2 pseudogenes are annotated in these 553 nt (G+C 56.6%); both read right to left on the bottom strand.

From position 1 onward, the window contains the following. Positions 1–347: pseudogene (locus tag EN852_RS34775) on the bottom strand (hypothetical protein); the annotation flags it as partial. Between the two features lie 9 nt (positions 348–356). Then, positions 357–553, bottom strand: a pseudogene (locus EN852_RS41795) (hypothetical protein); the annotation flags it as partial.

Raw genomic sequence — 553 nt, 5'->3', positions numbered from 1 at the left:
TTGTCTTTCAATGAGGAGGATAGACTTTCCAATCCGCCTGCCGCATCCCGCATAAAACCCGCCGCCGGGCTCTGGTCGCTGTTGGCCAAATGGTCGCTTGCGGCGCGCAGAGCACTCCCAAATGCCGCCAAGCTGGATCCAATGTCGCGCTGCGTTTGCTGGGCTTTCTCGGATACAGCCTCCTGTACTTCCGCCGTGTAATCGGCTGCCTTACGGCCGAGCTCGTCGCGGGCAGTCTGGAGCGCCTCTCCAGCGCTTTGGCTTTCTTTTTTAACACGGTCGGTAATGTCGTTTTTAGCCTTGGTGAACTCGGCCGGTCCACGGCCTTGATCATTTCCGCTCCGCATGACGTCCTCCTAATGAAAGCCGAGGAAGGAGAGCACCGCGAGCACGACGACGATGAGACCTATGAGATAGATGACACTGTTCATGGCAGTGGTTCCTTGCTTCCGGTTGAACGGTTCGTGGAACCCTATGTTCCTTTCGATAAGAGATTTGGTATGGGAATCTCTTGCAGCACTGGAAGCGAGGAGAGATGGGCTCGGCGCTCGCT

Source organism: Mesorhizobium sp. M2E.F.Ca.ET.209.01.1.1 (genome assembly GCF_004010375.2).
In the GTDB taxonomy this organism is placed as follows: domain Bacteria; phylum Pseudomonadota; class Alphaproteobacteria; order Rhizobiales; family Rhizobiaceae; genus Mesorhizobium.
This window is presented reverse-complemented; position numbering and strand designations above follow the sequence as displayed.